This is a genomic window from Rhizobium sp. 1399 (genome assembly GCF_031455475.1).
Lineage (GTDB): Bacteria > Pseudomonadota > Alphaproteobacteria > Rhizobiales > Rhizobiaceae > Rhizobium.
Map to the genome: position 1 here is coordinate 150345 of NZ_JAVDSU010000001.1, position 25610 is coordinate 175954.

Consider the following 25610-nt stretch of genomic DNA (forward strand, 5'->3'; position numbering starts at 1 on the left):
ATTTCAGCCCTTGCGGGTATATTTGACTTCCATGAACTGCTTCCAGGTGCCGTCAGCTTCCTTGGCGCTCGATGTGAAGGTTCTGACGTTGTCGTCGAGAAAGGCGATCTGCTCGCGATAATCGGCAAGGCCGTCGCCTTCGAAGGCCGGCCCCCTGGTGTAGAGCGACAGAACATTACCCGAGGGCTCGACCTCGCCCTCATAGATCCACATGTAGTCCATCATCGAGCCGATCCAGCTGCCGACATATTTGCTTTTGCTCGAGTCGTAGCCGAGGGTCAGGATCGTCGTTGCCTGCTTGCCGTCGCTCATTTCACCGGCTCCTTCGGCAACGAACCAGATGCCTCGCAGGGAGCGCACGGTCTCCTCCCAAGGCTTGTCGCCGGTCATGTCCGAAGCGGCGACGGTCCAGTGACCGACCATTCTCTCCAGAAAAGCATGCTCCTTCAGCACTTCTGCAGTCTTCATCGTCCTTCTCCTCCGGATGATGTGGCTGGGTCTAGTGGCAGCTGGATGAGGCTTGGGGGGCTTCCTCATATTCATCGTGACGCTTCACGAAATCCATGGTCGAATCTTCGTTGCGGCCCTTGGGCGCGTGATCCAGGATCATCAGCGTGCCGAGGATTTCCTCCGCGCCGCGGGCATAGCTCGAATAGGTATGGAACACTTCGCCCTTCTCATTTCGGTAAAAGGCCGAAAGTCCGGGCAGTTCGTCATTGGCGTCAGAGGGCGCTATCGGAGAGAAATTATAAAAGACCTTGTCTTTGGCAAGGTCCTCCGGCGTGAAAGATACGTGATAATCGAAGTTGAAATCACTGCCGAAGGACGAAACCCACGGGAATTTCCAACCCATGCGCTGCTTGTAGGCCTCGATCTTGGCAAGCGGCGCACGGGCGACGGCAACAAGAGTGACGTCGTGGTGGTTCAAATGCGGCAGCGTGCCGTCGAGATGATCGGCGAGGAACGAGCAGCCGGGGCAACCGGCCTCCCATTCGGGGCCGAACATGAAGTGATAGACCATGAGCTGGCTGCGGCCATCGAAAAGCTCGGCGAGCGATTTCGGCCCCTGAGGCGTTTCGAACGTGTAGTCCTTGTCCACTTTCACCCAAGGCAAAGCCATGCGCTCGGCATTCACTTTGTCTCTGAGATGGGTCGCCTCTTTCTCTCTCAAGAGCAAAGCTCGGCGGGCTTCAAGCCATTCCTCACGGGAAACGACGGGATTTTGGGTCACCTTGTTCAACATGATCTACGCCCTCCTCCGGCGCGGCCGGCATTTTCCGGCAGATAGTCTCCTCTTCTTGACTAAATACATTGATATCAATAGAAATAGATCATGTCAAACTCGATCGCGATTCCTTTTTCTACGACGCTTCTGGTGCGGGATACGTGCCTGTGCCTGCATGTGCAGCGCGCTGCCCGTGCGCTCGCAAGGCTGTTCGACGATGCACTGCGGCCCGTCGGCCTCACCAACGGCCAGTTCTCCCTGCTGATGTCCCTGAACCGGCCGGAACCGCCACCGATGGGACCGGTCGCAAGCCTGCTCGCCATGGATCAGACGACGCTGACGGCGGCACTAAAGCCGTTGCAGCGCAAGGGCTTTGTCGATGTGGTACCAAACCCGAGGGACCGGCGTGGCCGTCTTCTGCGCCTGACGGATGACGGGCGGGCAGTCCTGCAACAGGCGCTGCCGATCTGGGAAAGCACGCATGCGGCACTCGAGACCAAATTGCCTGAGGGCAACGGCGATCACCTGAGACGCGACCTGCAATACCTAACGTGACCCTGCAGAGTCCGTGGCGGTCGCAAAATTAGCCACAAAAAGCCTATTGACTTAGAGTGCACTCGAAGCCGTAGCTTCCTTGGCGTTGTGACGAGAACAGGTGTCTCATGAAGATCAGTGACCTCGCGAAACGGTCAGGTTTGTCGGCTCATACGCTGCGTTACTACGAGCGTATCGGCCTGCTTCCCTATGCCGATCGCGACCGATCCGGACAACGCGACTACGACGCTTCCATCCTTTCCTGGATCGAGTTTGTCGGCCGTCTGAAGACGACCGGCATGCCGATCCGCGACATGCTCCTTTATGCGAAGCTTGCCGATAACGGGAAAGCCACTTTCAGTGAGCGTCGAGAGATGCTTAGGGAGCATCGTGAGCGTGTCCGGGCCCATGTGGCCGATCTCGAAACCTGCCTTCGCGTCCTCGACGGCAAAATCGCCTCCTATGAAGAGGCGGAAGAAAGGATGAGAGATGACAGACTCAACAATGCGGACACGCCGGCTCGGGCAAGGACTTGAGGTCGGATCGATCGGCCTCGGCTGCATGGGTATGAACTGGGCCTATGGCGCGACCGCCGCCGACAGGGGCGAGGCGATCGCCACGATCCATCATGCGCTTGATCGTGGCGTAACCCTGCTCGATACGGCCGATAGCTATGGCCCGCACACCAACGAAGAACTCGTGGCGGAGGCGATCAAGGGCCGGCGTGACCAAGTGGTACTGGCAACCAAGTTCGGCATCGTGCGGGCAGCTGGAGCGATACCAGGCGTCAGCGCCCAGACGACCAACGGGCGGCCCGAATATGCAAAGGCATCCTGCGAAGGGTCTCTACGGCGGCTCGGCGTCGACCATATCGATCTCTACTATCTCCACCGTGTCGATCCCGATACGCCGATTGAAGAGACCGTGGGCGCGATGAAGGAACTCGTCGAAGCCGGCAAGGTCAGACATATCGGTCTCTCGGAAGCCCGCGCTGACACAATCCGCCGGGCACATGCCGTGCATCCCATTACCGCCGTTCAAAGCGAATATTCGCCCTGGTCACGCGATCCGGAAGACGGCGTGTTGCAGACGCTTCGTGAACTCGGGATTGGGCTTGTGGCCTATTCGCCGCTCGGACGCGGCTTCCTGTCCGGCGCGATCAAATCCGTCGATGAACTCACGCCCGATGACTACAGGCGGACCTCGCCGTGGTTCATGGGTGACAATTTTAAGCGCAATCTCGAGCTCGTCGCCCTGTTCGAAGAGATTGCACGCCGCAAGGGCGCAACACCGGCGCAACTGGCTCTCGCCTGGGTGATGGTTCAGGGCGAAAATATCGTGCCCATTCCCGGCACCCGCCGCCGCGCGCGACTGGACGAGAATCTTGGAGCGGCTGGCGTTGATCTTACACCACAGGATCTCGAGGAAATCGCCAAGGCCCTGCCCCGCGCCGTCGGAGATCGCTACGGCGAAATCGGCATGCGGGCGCTCAACGGATAAACATCCGGAAGTCGAAGTCTTCTCCCCAACCTGTGGGGAGAAGACATAGCGTTGTCGCGACGATCAGCGCGACAGATCAAGCGCTGCCGTCAGGTTGCCCATCGGCGCCTCGCTGTTCAGCGCCAACGCCTTATCGCGGGTGAGCAGGCCCGGCAGCACCGGCAGGTCGTAACGGGCGGTGATCAGGCGCAGGATCGAAGTCGTATCATACTGGGTGTGATCGACCATGCCGCCCTTGGCGTAGGGCGAGATGATGAAGGCCGGTATGCGGTTGCCCGGGCCCCAGCGGTCGGCCTTCGGCGGAGCGACGTGATCCCAGAAACCGCCGTTTTCGTCATAGGTGACGATGACCAGCATGTGCTCCCATTGCGGGCTCTTTTCGAGATGCGAGACCAGATCGGCGAGGTGCTGGTCGCCGCTCGAAACATCGGCGTAACCGCCATGTTCGTTGAGGTTGCCCTGCGGCTTGTAGAAGGAAACGGCCGGCAGCTTGCCGTCGTCGATATCCTTGATAAAGGCTTCGCCGCCTAGGCCGCCGTCCTTCAGGTGCTCGGCGCGGGCGGCCGTGCCCGGCGCATAGTTGGCGAAGTAGTTGAAGGGCTGGTGGTGGAACTGGAAGTTGGGCACCGGCGTGGCATTCTTGCCATCGAGTGCTGCCTGCCAAGCGCCGCTATACCATGCCCAGGTGACGCCCTTCAGCGACAGCAGGTCGCCGATGGTAATCTCGTGCTGCGGTGGCAGGGTGTTCGGCTGCGAGGGATCGGCATAGGCTGCATCACCGTCCTTGGCCGGGGCGTTGGCGCTCGGCTGATAAGGCGGCTGCATGGTGTTGACCGCGTAGAAATCCGGCGTCAGGTTGCCGTCGGAGACGAATTTCGGAGCACCTTCGAGGGCGGATTTCGGTCCGTTGTCGGCAACGGTCAGCGAAATGCCGTCGGCATCGACCTTGGCGATCGTCGGCTTGGCCGGGCTCTTGGCGGCATCCGCATAATAGGGCGCGCAGGCGCAGATCAGCTGGAAGTGGTTGAAGAAAGAGCCGCCGAACCCGCCCTGGAAGAAATTGTCGGCAAGGACGTATTTCTTGGCGACCTGCCACATGGGCAGGATCGAGCCGTCATAATGGCCCATGACGAGGCCACCGGAATCGGCCCAGGCGACGAACTTATCGTTCTTGCCGCCGTCGATCTGCATCTGCTCCTGATAAAAACGATGCCAGAGGTCGCGGGTGATGACGTTTGTCGTCTGGGCAAAACCCTTGGGATCGTCGATCGAGAAGACGGCGTTGGCGAGGTGAGCGGACTGGGCCTCGGTGATGGCGGGCGTGACACCCTTGGCGGTCAGGCCGCCCCAGGAAGGCGGCAGTTCGGCGAGCGGCGCGCCGTCGCGATCAAGCTGCCGTGCCTGGCTTTCGCTTGCATTGGCAAGGCCGTTGGCGCCCGGAAAGCTGCCATAGAGGTTATCGAAACTGCGGTTTTCAGCGTAGATGACGACGATATTCTGGATCTTGTCCATACCGGCGGGTGCTGCATAGGCGGCCGCGGCTGATACCAGCGGCAGCATGGCCGAGCCGGCCAGCGAAAGATTGCGGAGGAGATTCAGTCTGGTCATGGCGGGATACCTCATGGCTAAGGGGGCGTGGCTAGAGGGGGCGCCGGGCCGACGTGGAATGGCCAAGCGCAGGCGAGACGCTATTCCCGCCATCTATCAACTTTGTGACATCGGACGGGTTGCGGCTGCGGCCGGTACGCGCGCGTCATCAATCTGTTGCAGTCAGGTTCGATCATGAGGGCCCACAATGTTAACCCATTGGAATCCCTGCCATGGCGACGAGGTTTATCTGGCTCCTCCGGTCTGGCTTGGCGCTCGGTTTGGCAGCGACAGCGCTCGGTTTTGCCATTCTGCCCCTGCGGCAAAGCAGCGCGGCCGTTGCCGGCGGTGTGCATCCCGGCCCCATGTCACGGACGCAAGCCTATGCCCGCGCCGAAGCGCTGACGGAACTCGGCCGCAAGATGTTCTCCGACACTTCGCTTTCCGCCTCCGGCGTGCAGGCCTGCGCCTCCTGCCACGATCCGCATCACGGCTTCGCCCCGTCTTCCGCGACGCCGATCGAAATGGGCGGGCCGGATATGGACCAGCCGGGACTGCGCGCCGTGCCAACCTTGCGCTACCTGCAGGCGATACCCTCGTTCACAGAGCATTTCTACGATTCCGAAGACGAAGGCGACGAGAGCGTCGACAACGGGCCAACAGGTGGCCTGACCTGGGACGGGCGCGTGGACCACGGTTACGATCAGGCGAAGATCCCCCTGCTTTCGCCTTTCGAAATGGGCAACAAGGATGAGGCCCAGGTCGTCGCCTCGCTCGGCAAGGCGGTCTATGCGGAGGATTTCCGGGAGATTTTCGGCCAGGACATATTCGGTAATGCCAAGGATGCTTTCCAGGGTGCGGTCGAGGCTCTCAGCACCTTCGAGCAGAGCGGCGCGGATTTCTACCCCTACACCAGCCGCTATGACGCCTTCCTTGCCGGCAAGGGGACACTGACTGCGCAGGAGATGCATGGGCGTGAACTCTTCGAGGATCCGGCCAAGGGAAACTGTTCGAGCTGTCATTTGAGCGAGCCCGCCAACGACGGCGAGCCGCCGCAATTTTCCGACTTCGGCTTCCTGGGGCTGGCGGTACCGCGGAACATGGCGATCCCCGCCAACAGCGACCCTGATTATCACGATCTCGGCCTCTGCGGCCCTCAGCGTACCGACTTCAGGAACCGGCCGGACTATTGCGGCCTGTTCCGCACGCCGACGTTGCGCAATGTGGCGCTGAAGAAGAGCTTCTTCCACAATGGCTACTTCCATTCGCTGCGTGACGTCGTCTCCTTCTACGCCACGCGCGACAGCGATCCCGGCCGCTGGTATCCGAAAAATGCCGACGGCACGATCCGCAAATATGACGATGTTCCGCAAGCCTATTGGGACAACCTCAACCAGGATCCGCCCTTCGGCCGCAAGCCGGGCGACCCGCCGGCGCTGACGGAATCGGAAATCGACGACATCGTCGCCTTCTTGAGCACGCTGACCGACGCGGACCAGGCGCCCGACCCAACGCAGCAGGCAGCCCATTGAGCATAAAAAAGCCGGAGCAACGCTCCGGCCTTTCTTCGCTGGTGCTGCAAATAATCAGGCAACCGTGACCGGAACTTCTGTCGAGGTGCGCATTGCGTGGCTGTAGGGGCAAACGATGTGTGCCGCTGCTGCGAGCTTTTCGGCAGTTTCGCGGTCGACGCCCGGGATGTTGACGGTCAGGGCCACTTCGATGCCGAAGCCGCCGCCATCCTCACGCGGGCCGATGCCAACGGTTGCGGAGACGGTGGTTTCCTCGGGAATCTTGACCTTTTCCTTGCCGGCCACAAATTTCAAAGCACCGAGGAAGCAGGCCGAATAACCGGCCGCAAAGAGCTGTTCGGGATTGGTGCCCGTTGCGCCGTCGCCGCCGAGTTCCTTCGGCACGGTCAGCGTGACGTCGAGAACACCGTTTTCGGAAACGGCTCGGCCTGCGCGGCCACCGGTGGCGGAAGCTTTGGTCGTATAGAGAATAGGCATGACAATCTCCTTTGGTTGGCCCCGTTCGTTCGGGTTGAGTTTTTAATAACGCCCAATTAAATTGTACGCAAGTGAATTTTGCAAATTGCATTCGGAATTTGAAAAGAGGACAATGAAGACCTCTAGGGATGGCAGAGATGAAAGCGAGACCTGCGAAAGTGATGGAAATACCGGAAGAGGAAAAGCGGCTGGAGAAGCAGCTCTGTTTCGCGGTCTATGCGACGGCGCATGCCTTTACCCGCGCCTATAAGCCCATACTCGACAAGGTGGGCCTCACCTATCCGCAATATCTCGTCATGCTAGTGCTATGGGAAAAGGCCGAACTGCCAGTCAAGACGATCGGCGAGCAGCTCGATCTCGATTCCGGCACGCTCTCCCCTCTCCTCAAACGGCTGGAACAGAACGGCCTCATCAAGCGCACCCGCGATTCCCGCGACGAGCGGCAGGTTATCGTGTCGCTGACGCCGAAGGGTCAGGCGATGAGGGGCGAGGTCAATACGATCATGTCTTCGATCGGCGAGGCGATCGGCTGCACGCTGGAAGAAATGGCGGTCATGCGCGACATGCTGACCCGGCTCAGGGGAAATCTCAACGCAAGCATATAAGCCGGGACTTGATCATCGGCTGAAAGAAGATGCCCGCGCCACCCCGGCGCGGGCAATTTGCATTATTCTGCTGCCTGATAGGCCTGCGGGCGAAGCGTGGAGGTCTTCGGGCCGACAGCGGCAAGCAGGGTGATCAGGATCGCCAGCAGCGCCACGAAGACGATACCGCCGACATATGGATCCCAGCCGAAGTGCGGGGCTGCGGCGAAGATCGCGGAGGCCGCCGCAAGCACAATGCCGCCGCCGATCTGGAAGGAGGCAAAGAGCAGGCCGGAGGCAAGGCCGGACTTGTCCTCTTCGACATCAGACAGTGCGGCAACCTGGATCGCCGGATAGGTCATGGCATAACCGACGCCGAGCGGGATCTGGTTCAAGGCAACCAGGATGATCGGATCGATGTGGCCGACCAGAACGACCCAGAGGATGTAGCTGGTCGCCTGCAGGCCGACGCCGACAGCCATCAGGCCCGTCGTGCCGCGGTTCTGCGCCACAGTGGCAAAACGCGGTGCCAGGAACATGACGCAGACGCCGCCGAAGGCGAAACAGAAGCCGGTGGCAAAGGCGGACCAGCCGATGACATCCTGATAATAGAGCGTGGCGATGAACTGGAAGCCGACATAGGCGCCCTGGAACAAAGCGGCGATGGCATTGGCATGGCTGAGTTTTGCCCTGCGGAAGATATGCAGCGGCACCATGGGATCGGCATGGCGCGATTCGACGATCAGGAAGAGTGCGATCAGCACCACGGAGGCAACGAGCGAACCCCAGGTGAAGAAGTCATTCCAGCCGGCTGCGGCAGCATTGGTGATGCCGAAGACGAAGAGCAGTAGGCCGGGGGTGATCGTCAAGGCGCCCGCCCAGTCGAAATGCTTGCGTCCCTCGCCGCGCCGCGTATCCGGAGGCAGGACAAAGGGAGCGATCGCCAGCGTGAGGATTGCGACCGGAGCGCCCATGACGAGCGTTGCCCGCCAGCTCACGAGGGTGGCGGCACCGCCGAGCACCATGCCGAGCACGAAGCCGGTGGCGCCCGTGGAGGCGAAGACGCCGAGCGCCTTGGCCCGCTTCTCGCCCTCGCCGAAGACGGAGAGCAGCAGGGCAAGGGCCGCCGGGGCGGTGAAGGCTGCGGCGATACCCTTCACCAGGCGGGCAGCGATCAGCGTCGGCCCGCTATCCACGAAGCCGCCGGCAATGCTGGCGGCCGCGAAGATGCCGAGCGACCAGAGGAAAACGCGGCGGTGGCCGAAGAGGTCGGCGACACGGCCACCGAGCAGCAGGAATCCGCCATAACCCAGCACATAGGCGCTGACGGCCCATTGAAGCGAGGTTGCCGGCATACCAAGTTCGGTCTGTATGGCAGGCAGGGCGACCCCGATGGTGGACACATCCATGGCGTCAAGGAAATTCGCAGCGCAGAGCAGCAGCAACGCCAGGCCGGCTCCGCGTGGAGATGGGGAATTGGTCATCGATCTCAGTTCCTTCTTTGCTGCCGCCTTGCCGGGAGGCTGGCCGGCGGCAGGGAACGAGAAAATGTACAGCTTCCAACCCTATTGCAAATTGATAGTACCCATGTCAGGTATTACTGATAATGATGAATGACGCTATCCTTCGTAAAATCGACCTGAACCTCCTGCTCGCCTTCTCGGTGTTGATGCAGGAGCGCAACGTCAGCCGCGCTGCCGAAAGGCTGCTGCTCGGCCAGCCCGGACTTTCGGCCGCTCTCAAGCGGCTGCGCGAGGCGCTGGACGATGAGTTGTTCGTGCGCGTCGGCCGCGGCCTGCAGCCGACGGCGCGGGCGCTCGCCATCGCTCCAGCAATCGAGGATGCGCTCTCCGGCATCGAACGAGCCATCCGCCCGCCCACAGGCTTCGATCCATCAACCTGGCAGGGCGAATTTCGCGTCGGCATGTGCGACAACCTGGAAACCGCCTTCTTCGGCCCTCTGGTCGCGCGGCTGCGCCAGCTTGCGCCGGGCGCACGGCTCGTCGGGGTTGCTGCCGACAAGCGCGATGCGGCGCAGATGCTCGATGACGGCGCGTATGAATTCAGCATCTCCGTTCATGGCGAACCGGCCTCCTGGCATATCCGCATGCCGTTGTTCGAGCAGTGCTCGATCGCCATCTACGATCCGCAGCAGTTGAAGCTGAAGCCGCCGATCAGCGTCGAGGATTTCATCGCCGCGCCGCATATCGCCATCTCCTTTTTCGGCAGCGCGACGACGGCGGTCGATGCCGCGCTCGACAAGGTGGGCCTGAGCCGCAACGTGGTGGCGACCGTTCCCCGCTATTCGGCCGTGCCGCCGGCGCTGAGAGCCATGCCGTCGATCGCCGTCGTGCCGGAATCGCTGGGGCGCTGTATGGCGCAGCTTCATAATCTCGAGGTGTCGATGCCGCCGATCGAGCTGCCGGCCGATCCGGTGTCGATGCTGTATCGGCGGGTGGACAGGGCGGACGAGCGAGCGTCGTGGTTTCGGCGATTGTTTGTCGAGGTGGCGGATAAGGCACTGCTTGCTTCGGGGTGCAGAGCTGGGATTTGCGCTGAGGCGGCGTAACTATCAAGTCAAAAGAAAACCGCCCGTGTTGGGCGGTTTTTGTGTTTTGGGCGAGGCACCCTCCGGCCCTGCGCTTGCGCTTCGGGCGTTCGTCACTGCAATCGATTCACTGGATCGATTGCTCGGGCTTCGCCCGACCGTTCCTCACTGCCAAACAACGATCGGGGTTTTGTTGGGAACGCGATCGTAGAGGTCAATGATGTCCTGGTTGAGCAGGCGCACGCAGCCCGACGAGACCGCCTTGCCGATGGAGCGCCATTCCGGGTTGCCGTGCAGGCGGTAGAGCGTATCTTCGTTATTCGAGAAGATGTAGAGCGCACGCGCACCGAGCGGGTTCAGGAGGCCGGGCTCCATGCCGCCGCGGTCGATCGAGTATTTCGCAAGCTCCGGCTGGCGGGCAACCATCTCATTCGGCGGCTTCCAACGCGGCCATTTCTGCTTCCACTGGATCACGCCATTACCCGACCAGGCGAAGCCTTCGCGGCCGATGCCGACGCCGTAGCGCATAGCCATGCCGCCGGGCTGGACGAGATAGAGGAAGCGCGAGGGCGTATCGACGACGATCGTGCCGGGCGGCTGGCCCGTCGGATCCACGACCTGCTGGCGATAGTAGCGCGGATCGATCTGCTGATAGGGAACGGCGGGGATGAGGAAACCGCCGTCTTCGATTGGGCCGTACATGACGGCAAGTTCTGCTTCGCCGGGCACGCTCGTCGTCTGGAACGCGCGGAAGGGCGAACGGTAGCTGATCGACATGCCGCCATTTTCGACCGTATTCGAAGTGGAGGCGCAGCCTGCCAGCGCGGAAGCCGCTGTCAAAGCCGAAAAGGAAAGAAAGCTACGACGGGAGAGGGGTTTATCGAGGCTCATGACGCGGGACTGATTTCCTTCGTGATGCGGGGCTTGCCATAAACGCAGCTCACCCCTGATTCGTCCAATGCCGAAATCGACAAGGAAAAAATCTATCGGCTTATACTAAATAAACCATAGCATCACGCAGACGTGTCCAGCTCCAGGCAGACGATCTCGCCTGCCCTGTTGCAGCCCTACATCACAACGATCTCGGACTTGGCCGGCACACGGTCGTAGAGATCGATCACATCCTGATTGAGCATGCGCACGCAGCCGGAGGAAACCGCCTTGCCGATCGACTGCCAGTCGGGCGTGCCGTGAATGCGATAGAGCGTGTCCTGGCCGTTCTTGAAAATATACATGGCGCGAGCGCCGAGGGGATTTGCAAGGCCCGGATTCATGCCGCCATTTTCCGCAGAGAAGGGACGAACTTCCGGCTGGCGGGAGACCATTTCGACCGGCGGCGTCCAGCGCGGCCACTTCTGCTTCCACTGGATCACGCCACGGCCCTTCCAGGCGAAGCCTTCGCGGCCGAGACCGACACCGTAACGCATCGCCCTGCCATTGGGTTCGACCAAATAGAGGAAGCGGTCCTTGGTATCGACGACGATCGTGCCGGGGCGCTCGTTGGTCTGGTAATCGACCTCCTGGCGCAGATATTCCGGATGGATGCGAGTGGCGGGGATCGCAGGCAGCGTGAAGTCGCCGTCCTTCAACTGGCCATACATGCCCATGTCGAGGTTCAGCGGATTGCTGACCGGCAGACCGTAAGTCTGGTGGAACTGCGTCTTGTAGAGTTCGCGCGTCTGCGGCACCGGCTGATCGGGGATCGGCTTGACGCGGCGCGGATCGACGCCTGGCGGCTCGTAGAAGACCGGCGAGATTTCCTGCACAAAGCGCGCAGGCGAATCGGCTGCGACATCGGGCACGAGAATATTGCAGCCGCTGAGCGTCATTGCGGCAGCCGCGAGCCCGGCAAAGGGGAAAGCCCGGCGCAGAAAATTCATGAAACCACCCTCATCAGCGACAACAGAGATAGCATTATCTGCTCGCAAGATGGCATTCGCGGCTGGCGCGAGGCTGGTGGCCGAAGCTAAAATCAGCTGAAAAAGACTGATGATGCAGGTCCTTGCCGGACCCGCATCGGGCGGCTATCAGGCCGCCACACCGTGGAAGAATTGGATGCTCTGTTCGATCTCGGCCGGCAGCGCCGAGGTATGGTTGCCGGCGACCGTATCTGCTTCAATATGCGTGCCTGCCGCACGGGCGCGCGAGACGAGCAGATCGGCGCGGTCGTTGAAGTGAGACTCTTCCGTGCCGTGCAGCACGCGCACCGGGCATTTGAAGCTGTGCGCGTAGCAAAGCGCCGTGCGCACCTCGAATTCATGCGTGTTGGAATCGTCGAAGCGGATGTCTTCAGGATAGCGGTTGAAGAAACGGAAGGCATCCGCATTACCTGAAATCGGCACGGCCGCCCGAAAATGATGCGTACTCATCGCCGTCAGCATGGTCAGCGTGCCGCCGACGCTGTGGCCGGCAATGAAGAGGCGCTCGGGATCGACGCCCGGCAGATGGCGCAGGCGCTCGGTCGCGGCGAGCACGTCGTCCACCTCGTCATAGAAGCCTGAGAAATTGCCCATCTGGCCGTTTTCGCCGCGCATGGACGGCATCATCACCACATAACCGGCATCCATGTAGGGCTTCATGAGCTGCCAGTGGCCCATGCCCATGGCATTGCCGCCGTGAAGAAAGATGATGCCGGGCTTTGGCTTGCTCTCGCGCTTGTATTTGGACACCCAGGCCGTCAGTTCCAGCTCGCCGCCGTAGCCGGAGCGGTAGAAGATCCGGTTGGCATCGGCGGGTGCTGTCAGCGGCTCGTATTTGTCCGGCGCCGGCCCCTTCTGCAGCAGCTTGGTGCGGAAGTGATGGCGAACACTGGCATAGTCATGCTTGGCGAGCCTCGGAACGTCGGGAACATCGAAGGCATTCGCAAGGCTAGGCAACAAAAGAGAGCCGGCTATGCCTGCAAGCAGGCCGCGGCGTTGACGGAAAAAGACATTTCGTTCTTGCGAGCTCATACGCGGCACCCATCATTTCCCCGGCTCAAAAAATCTGCACCGGAAGAGCGTTGCCGCCAATACACATGCTGTTGAAAACGGGGGGCCTGCGTCATTGTTGCGCAGGCAGATATCGTCAACCCGCCTTGGTGTCGATCATAGCAATGAGCGTGCGCAGGCGATCGGCCTCGTAGGAGGGCTTGTCAGGGCGCAATCTCGCGATGCGGGGGAAGCGCATGGCGACGCCCGACTTGTGGCGAGTGGAACGATTGATTCCCTCGAAGGCGACCTCCACCACGAAGCCGAACTCCTTATCCGCCCGCACTGCCCTAACCGGGCCGAAGCGCTCGGTCGTGTTGTTACGCACGAACTTGTCCAGCACTTCGAGCTCAGCATCGGTGAAGCCGAAATAGGCCTTGCCGACGGGGACGAGCTGTTCGCCATCCTCGTCATCCGCCCAGACTCCGAAGGTGAAATCCGAATAATAGCTGGAGCGCTTGCCGTGGCCGCGCTGGGCGTACATCAGCACCGCATCGACATTGTAGGGATTGCGCTTCCACTTGAACCAGGGCCCCTTCATGCGGCCGGCCTGATAGATGCTGTCGCGGCGCTTGATCATCACGCCTTCGATAACGGCATCAGGCGGGGCGGCGCGCAGATCGTCCAACTGCTCCCAGGTGGAGAAAGGCACCAGAGGCGAGAGGTCGAAGCGGTCATGCGGGGCGCGGTCGATGATTTCCGAGAGCCGATCGCGACGCTCCACATAGTTCTTGCCGCGCACGTCCTGCTCGCCGTCGAAAAGCATGTCGTACGCGCGGATGAAAGCCGGATATTCCTCCAGCATCCTTGACGTCACCGTCTTGCGGTTCAGGCGCTGCTGCAGATCGGAGAAGGTGCGGGTCGGATTATTCGAACGTGCCGTTCCGCCGACCAGAAGCTCGCCGTCGATGACGCCGGAAAAGCTGATCGCTTCAAGAATATCAGGAAAGGCGCCGGAGATATCATCGCCGGAACGGGAATAGATCCTGCGCGTCTCGCCGGAGCGGGACAGCTGCACGCGGATGCCATCCCATTTCCACTCGGCGGCATAATTGGCGGGGTCGAGACTATCAAGATCACCCTCCTCCACGGGATTGGCAAGCATGACGGAATGGAAGATGGCAGGCGTTGCAAGCACCGGCTTTTCCTCGCCGCCCTCCAGCCATTTGAAGAGCGATTCATAAGGCGGCTGCAGGCCGTGCCAGAGGGTTTCGATCTCGGTGACGTCCTTGCCGCCGAGATCGGCGAGCGCCTGCTTGGCAAGGCGCGCGGACACGCCGATACGCAGCGCCCCGGTCGCGAGCTTGATGAAGGCGAAACGGCCGGAAGAATCCAAGCGGTCGAGCAGGTCGCGCACGAAGCTGCGCACCTCGGTGCGGCCGAGCGAATTCATCCTGACGACGACTTCGCCAAGACGCGGCTGGGCGAGTGCGGAGCGGTCGATATCGCGCTCATTGTCCCAGACCAGCGAGATGGTTTCGGCGAGGTCGCCGACATAGTCGTAGGAATAACGGAACAGCACTTCGTCCATGCGCTCCAGCACCAGATCGCGCAGCATGGCGGGCTTGACGTTGCGCACCTCCAGCGTGCCGGCAATGGCGGCAAGGCCATAGCCGCGGTCGGGGTCCGGTGTGTCGCGGAAATAGTCGGTCAGGAGCTTCAGCTTGCCGTTGCGGCTGGGGGTGAGAACCAGGCGGTCCAGGAGGTCGGCGAAGGCTTTCATGCTTCAATCCCCCTCATCCTCATAGCCCACCAGATGGAGCGGCTTGGCCTTGATGCCCTGCAGCTCGCACCAGCGGACCAGCGCCTCCTCGCGGCCATGGGTGACCCAGACCTCCTGCGGGGCGAGCTCGGTGATCGTCTCGGTCAGTTCCGGCCAGTCGCAATGATCGGAAATGACGAGCGGCAGTTCAACGCCGAGCTGCTTGGCGCGCTGGCGCACCATCATCCAGCCGGAGGCGAAGGACGGCAGCGGATCGTTGAAGCGGCGGGCCCAGCGGTCGGCAAAAGCGGAGGACGGGCCGACGACGACGGCGCCCTTGAAGATGGACTTGTCGCGGCTTTCGATGGTGGCCGGTAACAGTTCGCCAAGATCGATGCCCTGGCTGATATAATAATCGCAGAGCCGTTCCATGGCGCCGTGGATATAGATCGGCTCGCCATAACCGGTATCGCGCAGCAGGCGGATGACGCGCTGCGCCTTGCCAAGCGCATAGGCGCCGACGAGATGCGTGCGTTCGGGAAACTGGCGCAGTGAGGCGAGCAGCTTGCCGGTCTCGTCGATTGGATCGGGATGGTGGAAGACCGGCAGGCCGAAGGTCGCCTCGGTGATGAAGACATCGCAGGGTACCGGCACATAGGCATCGCAGGTCGGGTCCGGGCGGCGCTTGTAATCGCCCGATACGACGATGCGTGTGCCATTCTTCTCGATGGCGATCTGGGCCGAACCGAGCACATGGCCGGCGGGATGGAAGCTCACCTTCACGCCGTTGACAACAAGTTCTTCCCCGAAAGCAACCGGCTGTTCGCTGGCTGAAAAGCCGTCACCGTAGCGGATGCGCATGATGTCGAGCGTCTGGCGGGTGGCGAGCACATTCACGTGGCCTGGACGCGCGTGATCTGAATGGCCGTGGGTGATGAGCGCCCGCTCCACCGGCCGCACAGGATCGACATAGAAGCCGCCTTCCGGGCAATAGAGCCCTTCGGGGGCGGGATAGAGCAGCGCGTCTGGTCTCATGACAGCAAAGATAGTGGGAAATGTGTTTAGCGCCAGAGGGATACGCAGCGCCAAATTCAGCAGTGAAGGCGAGCCATGCGGCCCTCCTGTCCATTGCATCCGCCCACAAGCCTCGTTAGCTTCGCCCGCGCTGCAGCAAGGAGCAAATGAGAGGCGTATGAGGACTATTTTCGGATATGCATTGGCGGCGCTGGGGCTGATGCTGCCTGCCGCGGCCTCGGCAACCGGCTGGCAGCCGAGTGAGGAAGTGAAGGCTTACGCAATTACCGGCCGCACCGGTATGGAACTTTACCGATCCATCGGCGAACGCGGGCCGCAGGCTGGGCCGGGTCGGGTTATCGCACATACGACTTTCAAGCTGACCTGGACGCGCAAATATGAACAGCAGGGCAATGCCTGCACGCTGACTTTCGCAAAACCGAAGCTCACCATCATCTACACGCTGCCGAAAGCGCCAATCGACCTTCCGGCGGCGACCAAAGCAAGCTGGGACAGCTTCATCGCCGGCGTGCGCACCCATGAGCGCTGGCATGGCGAGACGATCATCGAGATGGTCAAGGAGATCGAGACGCTGAGCAACGGCTTCTCCGTGCCCGATGACCCCGGCTGCAAGAAAATCAGGCCTGAACTGACGGTGCGGCTCGGGGAGCTCTCCAACAAGCAACGCCAGCGCGGCCGGGATTTCGACCGCGTGGAAATGAGCGAGGGTGGCAACATCCAGCAGCTCATCCTGAAGCTGGTGAACGGTCCCTGACTGGTTCAGAGCGCGGCGAGGAAAGCGTCGACGCGGCTCCAGGTGGCCTCCGCCGCCTTTGCATCGTAGTCAGGCAGCGATGGATCGGTATAGAGATGACCGACGCCGGGATAGAGGAAGACCTCCGGGCTGATATTTGCTCTCGCAGCATGCGCACGCCACGCCGCCATCTCGTCCGCCGGCGCGAACTCGTCGGGCTCTGCCAGATGGACCTGCAGGGGAATGCCTTCGCGCGCATTGGCCGGAATTTCTGCGATACCGTGCAGCAAGAGAATGCCGGCTGCTTGCGGTCGGCCCGGCCAGAGGCTTGCGGCAATGCCTGCGCCCATGGAGAAGCCGCCGAGGACGGCGGATGCCGGCAAGTCGGCGACCGCCTTTTCGGCGCGCCTGCAAAGTTCGGCCCAGCCAATCTCTTTGCGGATGGAGAACCCTTCCTCAAGCGTCTGCCCTACCCTGCCTCCGTAGAGATCAGGTGTTACGACCTGATGGCCCGTTGCGCGCAGAAGTTCCGCGGCACTTCGTTCAAGAGACCGAAATCCATAGACCGAATGAAAAAGTGCAATCGCCGCCATCGCTACCTCCCTGCTTTGCGGGGTCAACATAGGGTTTCTGCAACGTGAAGGCGAGCCTTTACCCACAAAAGCCGCAAATGAGCCAAAGAACCACCGGAATCGCTTTCTAGCCATTTGCCGAGGCACGACCGGAGGGGATGATGGGACGGAAGCTCAAATATACAGGCGTGGCAGTTCTCGCCTTTGCCGCCGCAGTTTATCTCAACAATACCAGCTTTTTAGCCGAACATCGCGAGGGCAAGCCACTGCTTCTGGCGCATCGCGGCATCGCCCAGCGCTTCGACGAGACGGATCTGAAGAACGATACCTGCACGGCCACGCGCATGCTGCCGCCGAAGCATGATTTTCTGGAGAACACGATCCACTCCATGCGGGCGGGATTCGATGCAGGTGCCGACGTGGTAGAGGTCGATGTGCATCCGACAACCGACGGGCAGTTCGCCGTCTTCCACGACTGGACGCTCGATTGCCGTACAGATGGGCATGGCGTCACGCGCCAACACTCGATGGCCGAGATGAAGCTGCTCGACATCGGTTACGGCTATACCGCCGATGGCGGCAAGAGTTTCCCCTTCCGCGGCAAGGGCATCGGCCTGATGCCGACCCTTGATGAAGTTCTCTCCACCTTCCCGGACAAACATCTGCTCATCAATGTCAAAAGCCGCGACCCCTCCGAAGGCGAAAAGCTGGCGGCCGTGCTGAATGGCCTGCCGGCAGAGCGGCGCGCGAAGATCATCGTCTATGGAGGCGACGAACCAATCGATCGCATCAGGCAGCTGGCGCCCGATATCCGCACGGCTTCACGCGCCAGCCTGATGGGCTGCCTCACCGGCTATATCGGCTACGGTTGGACGGGCATTCTGCCTGATAATTGCAAGAATGTGATGATGCTGGTTCCGATCAATTATGCGCCATGGCTGTGGGGCTGGCCGGACAGGTTCCTCAACCGCATGCAGGACGCAAATACGCAGGTCTTCGTCATTGGCCCCTATCACGGCGGCGGTTTCTCGACCGGTATCGACAATGCCGAACGCTTCGCACAACTGCCCGCCAATTATTCCGGCGGCATATGGACGAACGAGATCGAGACGATCGCCGACCTGGTGAAGTGATCAGGCGCCCCGCGCCAGCAGCATGACGACGATTTCTTCCGGCGCGACAGGCTTGGAGAAGCGATAGCCCTGCGCCTCCTCGCATCTGGCATGGCGCAGGAATTCCAGCTGCGCATCGGTTTCCACGCCTTCGGCGAGTACCGAAAGCTTCAGCGTCTGGGCGAGCGAAATGACGGCCGACGCAATGGCGACGGCGGTCTTATCGGCAGGCAATGCCTCGACCAATGAGCGGTCCATCTTCAACCGGTCGAAGGGGAAGGTCTTCAGCGCGGCAAGCGAGGAATAGCCGGAGCCGAAATCATCGATCGACAGGCGGAGGCCGAGCGCACGCAGCGACAGCATGATGGCGAGCGCACGGGCGGCATCATGCATGATGACGCTTTCCGTCACCTCCAGCTCCAGCCAGCGCGCGTTCAGACGATGGCGGTCGATCGCCTCGGCAACGTGGGAAGCAAAATCAGGATCGGCGAACTGCTTGGGCGAGACATTGACGGCAATGGTCAGTGGCGTCAGCCCCATGTCCTGCCAGGCGCGGGCCTGGCGACAGGCCTCGTTCAGCACCCAAAGGCCGAGCGGCACGATGAGACCGGTTTCTTCCGCAAGCGGAATGAAATTAACGGGCGGTATCACGCCCTTGGTCGGATGGTTCCAGCGCACCAGTGCTTCGAGGCCGGTGATGCGACCGGTGGCGACATCCACCTGCGGCTGGTAGAGCAGGAAAAGCTGATTGGCGATGATCGCCTGGCGCAGCTCCTCCTGTTCGCTAAGCGGCAGATCGACGGAATTGCTCACGACGCCGTCGTGATATTGCAGCGTGTTCCGGCCGAGCTGCTTGGCACGGTACATGGCGCGGTCGGCATTGGCGAGCAACTCTTCAGGCGTCGCACCATCCCACGGGAAGGCGGCAATGCCGATGCTCGAGGTGACGGCGATCTCGCTGACCCCGGAGCGCACTGGCTTGGAAATCGCCTTCTGCAGGTCACGCAGGCGCCGCATAATGCCAGCATCGTGGCCGGACTGGTGGACGAGCACGACGAGGAATTCGTCGCCGCCGAGCCGTACGACCATATCAGAGGCGCGCACGCAGTTCGCCATGCGGGCAGCGGTCTCCTTGAGCACCTCGTCGCCGGCGGCGTGGCCGCTCGTATCGTTGATCTCCTTGAAATTATCGAGATCGATATAGGCGACGGTGACCTTGCGGTTGTTGCGCCGGGCCTGATCGAGGATCTTCGCCATGCGCTCCTTCAGGAAGGCGCGGTTCGGCAGGCCCGTAAGATCGTCGTGATGGGCCATGAAATGGATGCGGTCATCGACGCGCTTACGCTCGATGGCAATGCCGGCGATATGGGTGGCGAGCGCCACCAGCTTCATCTCGTGTTCAGTCGGGCGTCGCGTCTCTTTCGAGTAAAGCGCGAAGGTGCCGAGCACATTCTTCTGCGAGGTGCAGATCGGCGTCGACCAGCAGGAGCGGAAGCCGAACTGGCTGACCATCGCCCGGAAATCCTCCCAGAGCGGATCGGCCATGACGTCCTCGACAATGATGATTTCGCCACGCCAGGCTGCCGTGCCGCAGGAGCCTACCTTCGGGCCGATGGCAACACCGTCGATCATACGGCTGTAGGCGCCGGGCAAATTGGGAGCCGCGCCGTGGTAAAGCCGTGTGCCCTCGCTGTCGAGCAGCAGCACGGAGCCGGAAATGCCGGTCATCTGGCGCTCGATCATCAGCACCAGCGCCTCCAGGATCATCGGCAGAGGTTCATTGCGGGCGATCATTTCCAGCAAGTTCGCCTGGCCGCGATAGAGCTCCTCCTGCCGCTTGCGCCCGGTAATATCGCGGGACACACCGATGAGGCCGACGACCTCGCCGCGATCGTTGCGCAGCGGTATCTTGGAAGTCAGGCGACACATGGTGGCGCCATCCGGCAGCGGCACGAGTTCTTCCATGTCGATGCGGGGCTCTCCGCCCGACATGATCTCCTGCTCGATATCGAAATGCCGGCGGGCCGTTTCAAAATCGAACAGGTCGAAGTCACGCTTGCCGGCGATCTCTGCGGCGTTCTCCAGTCCGTGGCTGCGCGCCATCACAGCATTGGCGAAGACGAAGCGACCGTCGCGGTCCTTGACGTAAAGAAAATCAGGAAGCTCGTGGACAATCGCCTTGAGGCGGAGGTTCTCTATGCCTTCGGAAAGATGATGGGCAGTCGCCGCCATCATTGCCTCCGTGGCGGCTACGATACGTTGTGTCTCGGCACTGAAGTTATCACCAGATTCCCAACGTCGGACACCCATTCCATTCATGACGCTGTTCTCTCCCGGTAACCGCAGGCCTGTCCACAATAGTCATAATTGAAACCGCTTTCTAAAATAACGAGCATTTCCTTCGGGGTGTTTAAATGGAAAGGTGAACAAGACGACAATATTCGAGAGGTTGCGTTTGCTACTCGACCGATGGTTATTCTTCTTCTGCGGATATGTGTCGAAAAGAGGCATTCCTGCTGGCATGAATCCTGCGTGGGCACCGATATGAAGAAGGATTTCAGCAAAGTCTCCCGGCGGGATATACTTGGCATGCTGGCGGCCTCTGCAGCGGCCATGACGGCCCCGCGCGCTTTTGCGGCTCCGCTCAGTGCGGAGCCGCCCGACCTGCGCGGCTCGATCGATGCGGTGCAATACCGCGCCATTCCCGACAGCAGCGACAAGAAAAACCGCAACCTGCAGCAGATGATCGAGAAAGCGGCGCGTGAGAACGTGCCGGTCTTTCTGCCGCCTGGCACCTATCGCATCTCCAACCTCACGTTGCCGGACAATACGCGCATATCAGGCGTGCCCGGTGCGACGCGGATCGTCTATACCGGCGAGGGTCACCTCTTTGCAGCTGACAATGTCGGCCGTATCGAGCTTTCCAACCTCGTGATCGACGGATCGAACCGCTGGCTCGCCGACTACGCCGGCGCCCTCGTCCAGTTCACCGGTGTCCGCAAGGTGCTGATCGACAATTGTGAGATCGTCGGCAGCCGCAAGCACGCGCTGCAGCTCGAGCGCTGCGGCGGGCGGATCGAGCGCAGCAAGATCTCCGGCGCAGGGCAGTCCGGTATTTATGCGGTGGAATCTGCGGGGCTTTCGATATCAGGCAACACGGTTTCGGACTGCGGCAACGGCGGCATTCTGGTGCATCGCTGGAAGAAGGCCGAGGATGGCACGATCGTTTCGGGGAACCGTGTTTTCAATATCCGTGCCAATGACGGCGGTACCGGCGAAAACGGCAACGGCATCAATATCTTCCGCGCCGACGGGGTGACGGTGACTGATAACCAGATCTCCGATTGCGCCTTTACCGCGGTTCGTGCCAATTCCGGTTCCAACATCCTGATCAGCAACAACCAATGCCGACGCTCCGGCGAGACAGCGATCTATGTGGAGTTCGAATTCGTCGGCGCGGTCGTGTCAGGCAACTTGATCGACGGGGCGGCGAACGGCATATCGATTGCCAATTTCGACCAGGGCGGCCGGCTGGCAAGTGTGACGGGCAACATCATCCGCAACCTGACGCTCAAAGGGCCTTACAAACACGAGGTCGGCTTCGGCATCGGTATTGCGGCGGAGGCCGATACGCTGGTGTCAGGCAATGTCATCGAGGATGCACCGCGCTGGGGGCTGCAGATCGGCTGGGGTCCTTATCTGCGCAATGTCGTCGTCAACGGCAATGTCGTGCGCAAGTCGCCGGTCGGCTGCGCAGTCTCGGTTGCCGAGGGCGCAGGTTCAGCCGTCATCACCGACAACATCTTCCAGGAGATGGGCAAGGGCGCCGTACTGGGCTTCGAATGGGAGAAACAGGTTTCGGACGAGCTTGCGGACGGCAGCTCGCGTTACGGCCAGCTCACCGTCGAGCGGAACCGCATTTCCTGAGCGCTATCAAAAGCTTTCATCGAGATATCAGCGGCAGGTGCTTTCTTCACGACTGCGCTGGCTTTAGGGTCAGAGCGCAAAGGAAGGGGACATGCCATGCTGACAATCTACGGGGTTTACCGCTCGCGTTCCGCACGCGTTTACTGGATGGCTGAGGAACTGGGGATCGAATTCCAGTCCGTGCCGGTGCTGCAGGCCAATCGGCTTGCCAATCCGCTGTCGCCGGATGCGCCTGTTAACACGCTCTCGCCGGAATTCCTTGCGCTCAATCCGATGGCATTGATCCCTGCCATCAAGGATGGCGATCTCGTGCTGAACGAGTCTCTGGCGATCAATCTTTACCTGGCGCGCAAGTACGGGGGCGAGCTCGGCGGCAAAACCGTCGAGGAAGACGGTTTGATGACGATGTGGACGGTCTGGGCCGTTTCCGAGCTCGATGGCAACACCGGCAAGATCGTTTCGACCTATGACAACGGCAAGGAAAACACCGAAGCGGGGCGCGCGGTGATCGATGTCGCCTGCCGTACGATGAAGCGGCCGCTTTCGGTCCTCGAAAAGCAACTCGACGGCAAGGACTGGATCGTCGGCGGACGTTTCACGGTCGTCGACCTCAACATCGCGGAAGTGCTGCGTTACGCCCAGAGCGAAACCTCGCTCTTCGAGGCACATCCGAACATCGATGCCTGGATCAAGCGTTGCCAGGCGCGGCCGGCATATCTGGAGATGCAGCGCAAGCGCTCACTGGAGCCGATCGAGATTTGAGGATCAGCCGAATATCGCGGCCGTTTCAGCCATTTCCTCGCGGATCCAGGCCTTGAAGTCGCGTACCTTCTTCGGCTCGCGGCCGCCTTCGGCACTCACGAAATAATAGCCGTCGCCTGTATTGGCGCGGATGCCGAAGGGTGCGACCAGTCGGCCTTCCTGCAACGAAAAGCCCGCAAGCGTCTGCCAGGCAAGCATCACGCCCTGACCGGCAATCGCCGCATCGAGGCAAAGCGAGGCATCGTTGAAGCTGTGTCGTATGGCAGGCGGAGCGCCTGAAAGCCCCGCTGCCTGCATCCAGACATCCCATGTGAACATGGCATGGGCATCGATGACAGCCGGGAGTTTCAGGATATCGGCCGGCTTCTTCAGTTTCGCGGCCATCTCGGGAGAGCAGACGGGAAACACCAGCTGATCCAGGAGATGCTCGACCTTCACGCTCGGCCAATGGCCCTTGCCGACGCGGATGGCGACATCGATATCGGAGGCGGCCAGATTGACGAGCTTGGTGGTCGCGTCGAGCCGCAAGTTGATTTCCGGGTGGCGCTCCATGAAACGGTCCAGCCGGCAGACCAGCCAGCGGGCGGCGAGAACCGGGGCCACCGAAATGGTCAGGATGCATTCGTCCTTGCGTTGCGCCATCGAGACGGCTTCCGCAAGACGGAGGAAACCTTCGTTAAGGGCGGCAAGAACGGGAGCGCCTGCTTCCGTTACGAGCATGCCCTTCGGCGTGCGTTCAAAGAGCAGCCGACCAAGCTGGGCTTCGGCCTTGATAACCTGCTGACTGACGGCGCCGACGGAAACGCCAAGCTCATCCGCCGCCGCCTGAAGCGAGCCAAGCCGGCCGACGGCTTCCAGCGCGCGAAGGCCGTTGAGATGCACGGAGTTGAGATTTCTCATATAGTTTTCCTACAGTAGGAAACCGGTAATCTCAATTGAAAAGCAAGCGCTCGCCGCCGATATTGGCATCATAAGACGATAATCTTCACAGCGCAGCAAGATGCAAAGCGCCGGCGCAATCGAAATCCCTTGTGCCGAAAGCCGAGCCCAGCCTCAGAAAGCGAGAGCAAGATGTCATTGCTGAAGTTTTTCTTAAGCCAATCGGACCCTGCCGCCAGGGTTTCGCAAAGCGAATATGATGGAGATGAAGATCTTCTCGATCATCCCGACATCGCCTCCATGTCGCAGCGGGAGCTTGCGGATCTGCCTCTGCCGATACCCGCGCCCAAACGCCCTCTGCAACGACAACTAGAGAAATGCACTTGAATATATGATAGGTTTCCGCCGAGAACATTCAGGGCGGACAAGATGACCGAGAGCGTGAACAGCATTCTGGCGCGGTTAAAGCGGCTGGCAAAGGAGGCTGGCCTCCTCGGCATCGAGGAAAGTACATCCTATGGCAACCTGGCGCTGAAGGTCGGGGGCAAAAGTTTCGTCGCGGTCAAGAACGACGAAACGGTGGTCATCTCGATCCCGATCGACCACAAGGAACACCTATTGACGATGGCGCCCGACATCTATTTTCAGACGAACCATTATGTCGGCTGGCCGCATCTGCCGGTCCGCATCGCAGCTATCGGCGACGATGAACTCAAGCAGCGGCTGATCGACGCCTGGACCTACCGGGCGCCGAAGAAGCTGATTTCAGCCTATCGCGCTTAAGCTTTTTCGCGCGCCAGCGCACGCTGAACAGCAGGACGCTCCAGCATGCGGGCGTGATGCTCGCTGATCTTGGGGAAGCGCGCGGGATCGACGCCATCGGATGGCAGCCAGCCGGTCATGACGAAGAGATAGGGATCGGCGACTGTATAGCTGTCACCCATCACCCACGGCCCCTTGAACATGGCTGCCTCGATCAGCTCGAAGCTTTCGGCCATGGTCTGCGGCACCTTGGCCTTCATGGATTCCAGCGCGGCTTCATCATCGGCCCAACGGGAACCGCGCGGGCGGTGGGCGTGGTTCACATGCACGGTGGAAGAGATATATCCGTTGAAAGCCTGCAGCAGGGCAAACTCGAACGGGTCGTCCAGCGGGGCGAGCTTGGCGGCAGGCGCCATCTGGGCGATATAGGCGAGGATCGCCGTCGACTCTGTCAGCACGCCGCGATCGGTGGCGAGCGCGGGAACGCGGCCCTTCGGATTGATCTTCAGATAGGCTTCCGAGCGCTGCTCGTTCTCCCGCGTATTGATCTTCCTCGTATCGAAGGAAAGGCCGGATTCTTCCAGGGTAATCAGGCTTGCAAGCGCGCAGGTTCCCGGTGCGAAATAGAGTGTGAGCATGGTGAGACTCCCCTTTCGGGGAGCCTTATAGCGCGAGTTTCAGGGCCAGCGAAAGACACCGCGGCGTGTTCCCTTCTCCGCGCCGGAAAGAACGGGCAGCGCCTCAAGCGCAACCCGGAACGTCCTCCAGCCGGTACCAGACGCGAATGCCACGCTCGGTGGCGATGCGCACGTCATTATCGGCACCCTTGGAGTCGCCCGGCAAGCGCAGCACGCCCTCGCAAAGCTGCAGCAGGCGGCCGGCGACGGGATGAAAGATTTCCTCGTAGAGATCGTCACCCACCGACTTGCCGCCGGCGGCATGCCAGACCGGCAAGGCCACCCATTCGCCGATCATCGGCACATGGCCAGCTTTGAAGAGCGCGTGCGACGGCGCCTCGAGGCGCTTGAGATTGGCAGCCATCTTTGTCGGATCATCGCCCGTTCCGGACCTGTAGGGCCCGGCAATCAAAATCAACATGATCTACTCCATCAACTCCCGGCCTCATGCACGGGATTTCGCGAAAATGCACGATATTTCTTGAATGTCGAG

The 25610-nt window shown here is 61.1% G+C and carries 28 protein-coding genes; 13 read left to right on the forward strand and 15 right to left on the reverse strand.

What is annotated here, in order from left to right; translation table 11 throughout:
* Window positions 1-3: 3 nt before the first annotated feature.
* Window positions 4-468: a DUF1579 domain-containing protein gene (locus J2X71_RS00815; RefSeq protein ID WP_310378094.1), complete on the reverse strand. Its 465-nt coding sequence runs from the start codon at window positions 466-468 to the stop codon at window positions 4-6.
* 31 nt (window positions 469-499) lie between these two features.
* Entirely contained in the window at window positions 500-1243 is a 744-nt protein-coding gene (locus J2X71_RS00820) for a thioredoxin family protein (RefSeq protein ID WP_310378096.1), read from the reverse strand.
* A 90-nt stretch (window positions 1244-1333) separates the two neighbouring features.
* Here J2X71_RS00820 and J2X71_RS00825 point away from each other — a divergent pair, with 90 nt between their 5' ends.
* From J2X71_RS00825 to J2X71_RS00835, 3 genes are all read left to right on the forward strand, one after another.
* Complete coding sequence (locus J2X71_RS00825; protein ID WP_310378098.1) at window positions 1334-1780, forward strand: MarR family winged helix-turn-helix transcriptional regulator; 447 nt, start codon at window positions 1334-1336, stop codon at window positions 1778-1780.
* Window positions 1781-1887: 107 nt separating this feature from the next.
* A complete protein-coding gene (locus J2X71_RS00830; RefSeq protein ID WP_113323172.1) occupies window positions 1888-2295 on the forward strand; it encodes a MerR family transcriptional regulator in 408 nt (135 codons plus the stop codon).
* Window positions 2264-3259, forward strand: coding sequence for an aldo/keto reductase (locus tag J2X71_RS00835; RefSeq protein WP_310380016.1), 996 nt, complete (start codon window positions 2264-2266; stop codon window positions 3257-3259). The genes J2X71_RS00830 and J2X71_RS00835 overlap by 32 nt, the downstream gene beginning before the upstream one ends.
* A gap of 63 nt (window positions 3260-3322) precedes the next feature.
* Here the strand turns inward: J2X71_RS00835 and J2X71_RS00840 are convergent, their stop codons facing one another.
* Complete coding sequence (locus tag J2X71_RS00840; RefSeq protein ID WP_310378100.1) at window positions 3323-4867, reverse strand: acid phosphatase; 1545 nt, start codon at window positions 4865-4867, stop codon at window positions 3323-3325.
* A 212-nt stretch (window positions 4868-5079) separates the two neighbouring features.
* On the opposite strand from J2X71_RS00840, the gene J2X71_RS00845 reads away from it, so the two are divergent.
* Window positions 5080-6378 carry a cytochrome c peroxidase gene (locus tag J2X71_RS00845; protein WP_310378102.1) on the forward strand — a complete coding sequence of 433 codons (1299 nt, stop codon included), beginning with the start codon at window positions 5080-5082 and terminating at the stop codon, window positions 6376-6378.
* A 54-nt stretch (window positions 6379-6432) separates the two neighbouring features.
* Here J2X71_RS00845 and J2X71_RS00850 read toward each other — a convergent pair whose 3' ends face one another.
* Window positions 6433-6855, reverse strand: coding sequence for an organic hydroperoxide resistance protein (locus tag J2X71_RS00850; RefSeq protein ID WP_007818814.1), 423 nt, complete (start codon window positions 6853-6855; stop codon window positions 6433-6435).
* Window positions 6856-6983: 128 nt separating this feature from the next.
* Between J2X71_RS00850 and J2X71_RS00855 the strand changes: the two genes are divergently transcribed.
* Window positions 6984-7460, forward strand: coding sequence for a MarR family transcriptional regulator (locus J2X71_RS00855; protein WP_310378109.1), 477 nt, complete (start codon window positions 6984-6986; stop codon window positions 7458-7460).
* A gap of 62 nt (window positions 7461-7522) precedes the next feature.
* Here the strand turns inward: J2X71_RS00855 and J2X71_RS00860 are convergent, their stop codons facing one another.
* Window positions 7523-8923 carry an MFS transporter gene (locus J2X71_RS00860; protein WP_310378111.1) on the reverse strand — a complete coding sequence of 467 codons (1401 nt, stop codon included), beginning with the start codon at window positions 8921-8923 and terminating at the stop codon, window positions 7523-7525.
* Between J2X71_RS00860 and J2X71_RS00865 the strand changes: the two genes are divergently transcribed.
* The gene (locus J2X71_RS00865; RefSeq protein WP_310378113.1) at window positions 8916-9056 is read left to right on the forward strand and encodes a hypothetical protein; all 141 of its coding nucleotides are present in this window, start codon (window positions 8916-8918) and stop codon (window positions 9054-9056) included. The two genes, J2X71_RS00860 and J2X71_RS00865, sit on opposite strands and share 8 nt — an antisense overlap.
* Complete coding sequence (locus J2X71_RS00870; RefSeq protein WP_113181947.1) at window positions 9046-10008, forward strand: LysR family transcriptional regulator; 963 nt, start codon at window positions 9046-9048, stop codon at window positions 10006-10008. Before J2X71_RS00865 ends, J2X71_RS00870 begins: the two co-directional genes overlap by 11 nt.
* 144 nt (window positions 10009-10152) lie before the next feature.
* On the opposite strand, the gene J2X71_RS00875 is transcribed toward J2X71_RS00870, so the two are convergent.
* The 5 genes from J2X71_RS00875 to J2X71_RS00895 all read right to left on the reverse strand — a co-directional run bounded on the left by J2X71_RS00875 (window position 10153) and on the right by J2X71_RS00895 (window position 15693).
* Window positions 10153-10878: a L,D-transpeptidase gene (locus tag J2X71_RS00875; RefSeq protein WP_113323165.1), complete on the reverse strand. Its 726-nt coding sequence runs from the start codon at window positions 10876-10878 to the stop codon at window positions 10153-10155.
* A gap of 176 nt (window positions 10879-11054) precedes the next feature.
* Window positions 11055-11867, reverse strand: coding sequence for a L,D-transpeptidase (locus J2X71_RS00880; protein ID WP_310378116.1), 813 nt, complete (start codon window positions 11865-11867; stop codon window positions 11055-11057).
* A 147-nt stretch (window positions 11868-12014) separates the two neighbouring features.
* Window positions 12015-12938: an alpha/beta fold hydrolase gene (locus J2X71_RS00885; protein ID WP_310378118.1), complete on the reverse strand. Its 924-nt coding sequence runs from the start codon at window positions 12936-12938 to the stop codon at window positions 12015-12017.
* 115 nt (window positions 12939-13053) lie between these two features.
* Entirely contained in the window at window positions 13054-14679 is a 1626-nt protein-coding gene (locus J2X71_RS00890) for a cisplatin damage response ATP-dependent DNA ligase (RefSeq protein WP_310378119.1), read from the reverse strand.
* A gap of 3 nt (window positions 14680-14682) precedes the next feature.
* On the reverse strand, window positions 14683-15693 hold the full coding sequence (locus J2X71_RS00895) for a ligase-associated DNA damage response exonuclease (RefSeq protein WP_310378121.1): 1011 nt from the start codon (window positions 15691-15693) through the stop codon (window positions 14683-14685).
* Window positions 15694-15850: 157 nt separating this feature from the next.
* On the opposite strand from J2X71_RS00895, the gene J2X71_RS00900 reads away from it, so the two are divergent.
* A complete protein-coding gene (locus J2X71_RS00900; protein ID WP_310378123.1) occupies window positions 15851-16447 on the forward strand; it encodes a DUF922 domain-containing protein in 597 nt (198 codons plus the stop codon).
* A 5-nt stretch (window positions 16448-16452) separates the two neighbouring features.
* Here J2X71_RS00900 and J2X71_RS00905 read toward each other — a convergent pair whose 3' ends face one another.
* Window positions 16453-17019 carry a dienelactone hydrolase family protein gene (locus J2X71_RS00905; RefSeq protein WP_310378125.1) on the reverse strand — a complete coding sequence of 189 codons (567 nt, stop codon included), beginning with the start codon at window positions 17017-17019 and terminating at the stop codon, window positions 16453-16455.
* A gap of 140 nt (window positions 17020-17159) precedes the next feature.
* On the opposite strand from J2X71_RS00905, the gene J2X71_RS00910 reads away from it, so the two are divergent.
* Complete coding sequence (locus J2X71_RS00910; RefSeq protein WP_310380018.1) at window positions 17160-18131, forward strand: glycerophosphodiester phosphodiesterase family protein; 972 nt, start codon at window positions 17160-17162, stop codon at window positions 18129-18131.
* Here the strand turns inward: J2X71_RS00910 and J2X71_RS00915 are convergent, their stop codons facing one another.
* A complete protein-coding gene (locus J2X71_RS00915) occupies window positions 18132-20429 on the reverse strand; it encodes an EAL domain-containing protein (protein ID WP_310378128.1) in 2298 nt (765 codons plus the stop codon).
* A gap of 225 nt (window positions 20430-20654) precedes the next feature.
* Between J2X71_RS00915 and J2X71_RS00920 the strand changes: the two genes are divergently transcribed.
* Window positions 20655-22037: a TIGR03808 family TAT-translocated repetitive protein gene (locus tag J2X71_RS00920; protein ID WP_310380020.1), complete on the forward strand. Its 1383-nt coding sequence runs from the start codon at window positions 20655-20657 to the stop codon at window positions 22035-22037.
* 96 nt (window positions 22038-22133) lie between these two features.
* The gene (locus J2X71_RS00925) at window positions 22134-22799 is read left to right on the forward strand and encodes a glutathione S-transferase family protein (RefSeq protein ID WP_310378130.1); all 666 of its coding nucleotides are present in this window, start codon (window positions 22134-22136) and stop codon (window positions 22797-22799) included.
* 3 nt (window positions 22800-22802) lie between these two features.
* On the opposite strand, the gene J2X71_RS00930 is transcribed toward J2X71_RS00925, so the two are convergent.
* Window positions 22803-23699, reverse strand: a complete 897-nt coding sequence (locus tag J2X71_RS00930; RefSeq protein WP_310378132.1) for a LysR substrate-binding domain-containing protein — start codon at window positions 23697-23699, stop codon at window positions 22803-22805.
* Window positions 23700-23870: 171 nt separating this feature from the next.
* On the opposite strand from J2X71_RS00930, the gene J2X71_RS00935 reads away from it, so the two are divergent.
* On the forward strand, window positions 23871-24065 hold the full coding sequence (locus J2X71_RS00935) for a hypothetical protein (protein ID WP_113323154.1): 195 nt from the start codon (window positions 23871-23873) through the stop codon (window positions 24063-24065).
* A 42-nt stretch (window positions 24066-24107) separates the two neighbouring features.
* Entirely contained in the window at window positions 24108-24461 is a 354-nt protein-coding gene (locus J2X71_RS00940) for an MmcQ/YjbR family DNA-binding protein (protein WP_310378135.1), read from the forward strand.
* On the opposite strand, the gene J2X71_RS00945 is transcribed toward J2X71_RS00940, so the two are convergent.
* Window positions 24458-25078 (reverse strand): glutathione S-transferase N-terminal domain-containing protein, encoded by a 621-nt coding sequence (locus tag J2X71_RS00945; RefSeq protein ID WP_310378137.1) that lies wholly within the window; start codon window positions 25076-25078, stop codon window positions 24458-24460. The two genes, J2X71_RS00940 and J2X71_RS00945, sit on opposite strands and share 4 nt — an antisense overlap.
* 103 nt (window positions 25079-25181) lie before the next feature.
* Window positions 25182-25538: a DUF4406 domain-containing protein gene (locus tag J2X71_RS00950; RefSeq protein WP_310378139.1), complete on the reverse strand. Its 357-nt coding sequence runs from the start codon at window positions 25536-25538 to the stop codon at window positions 25182-25184.
* Window positions 25539-25610 lie beyond the last annotated feature (72 nt).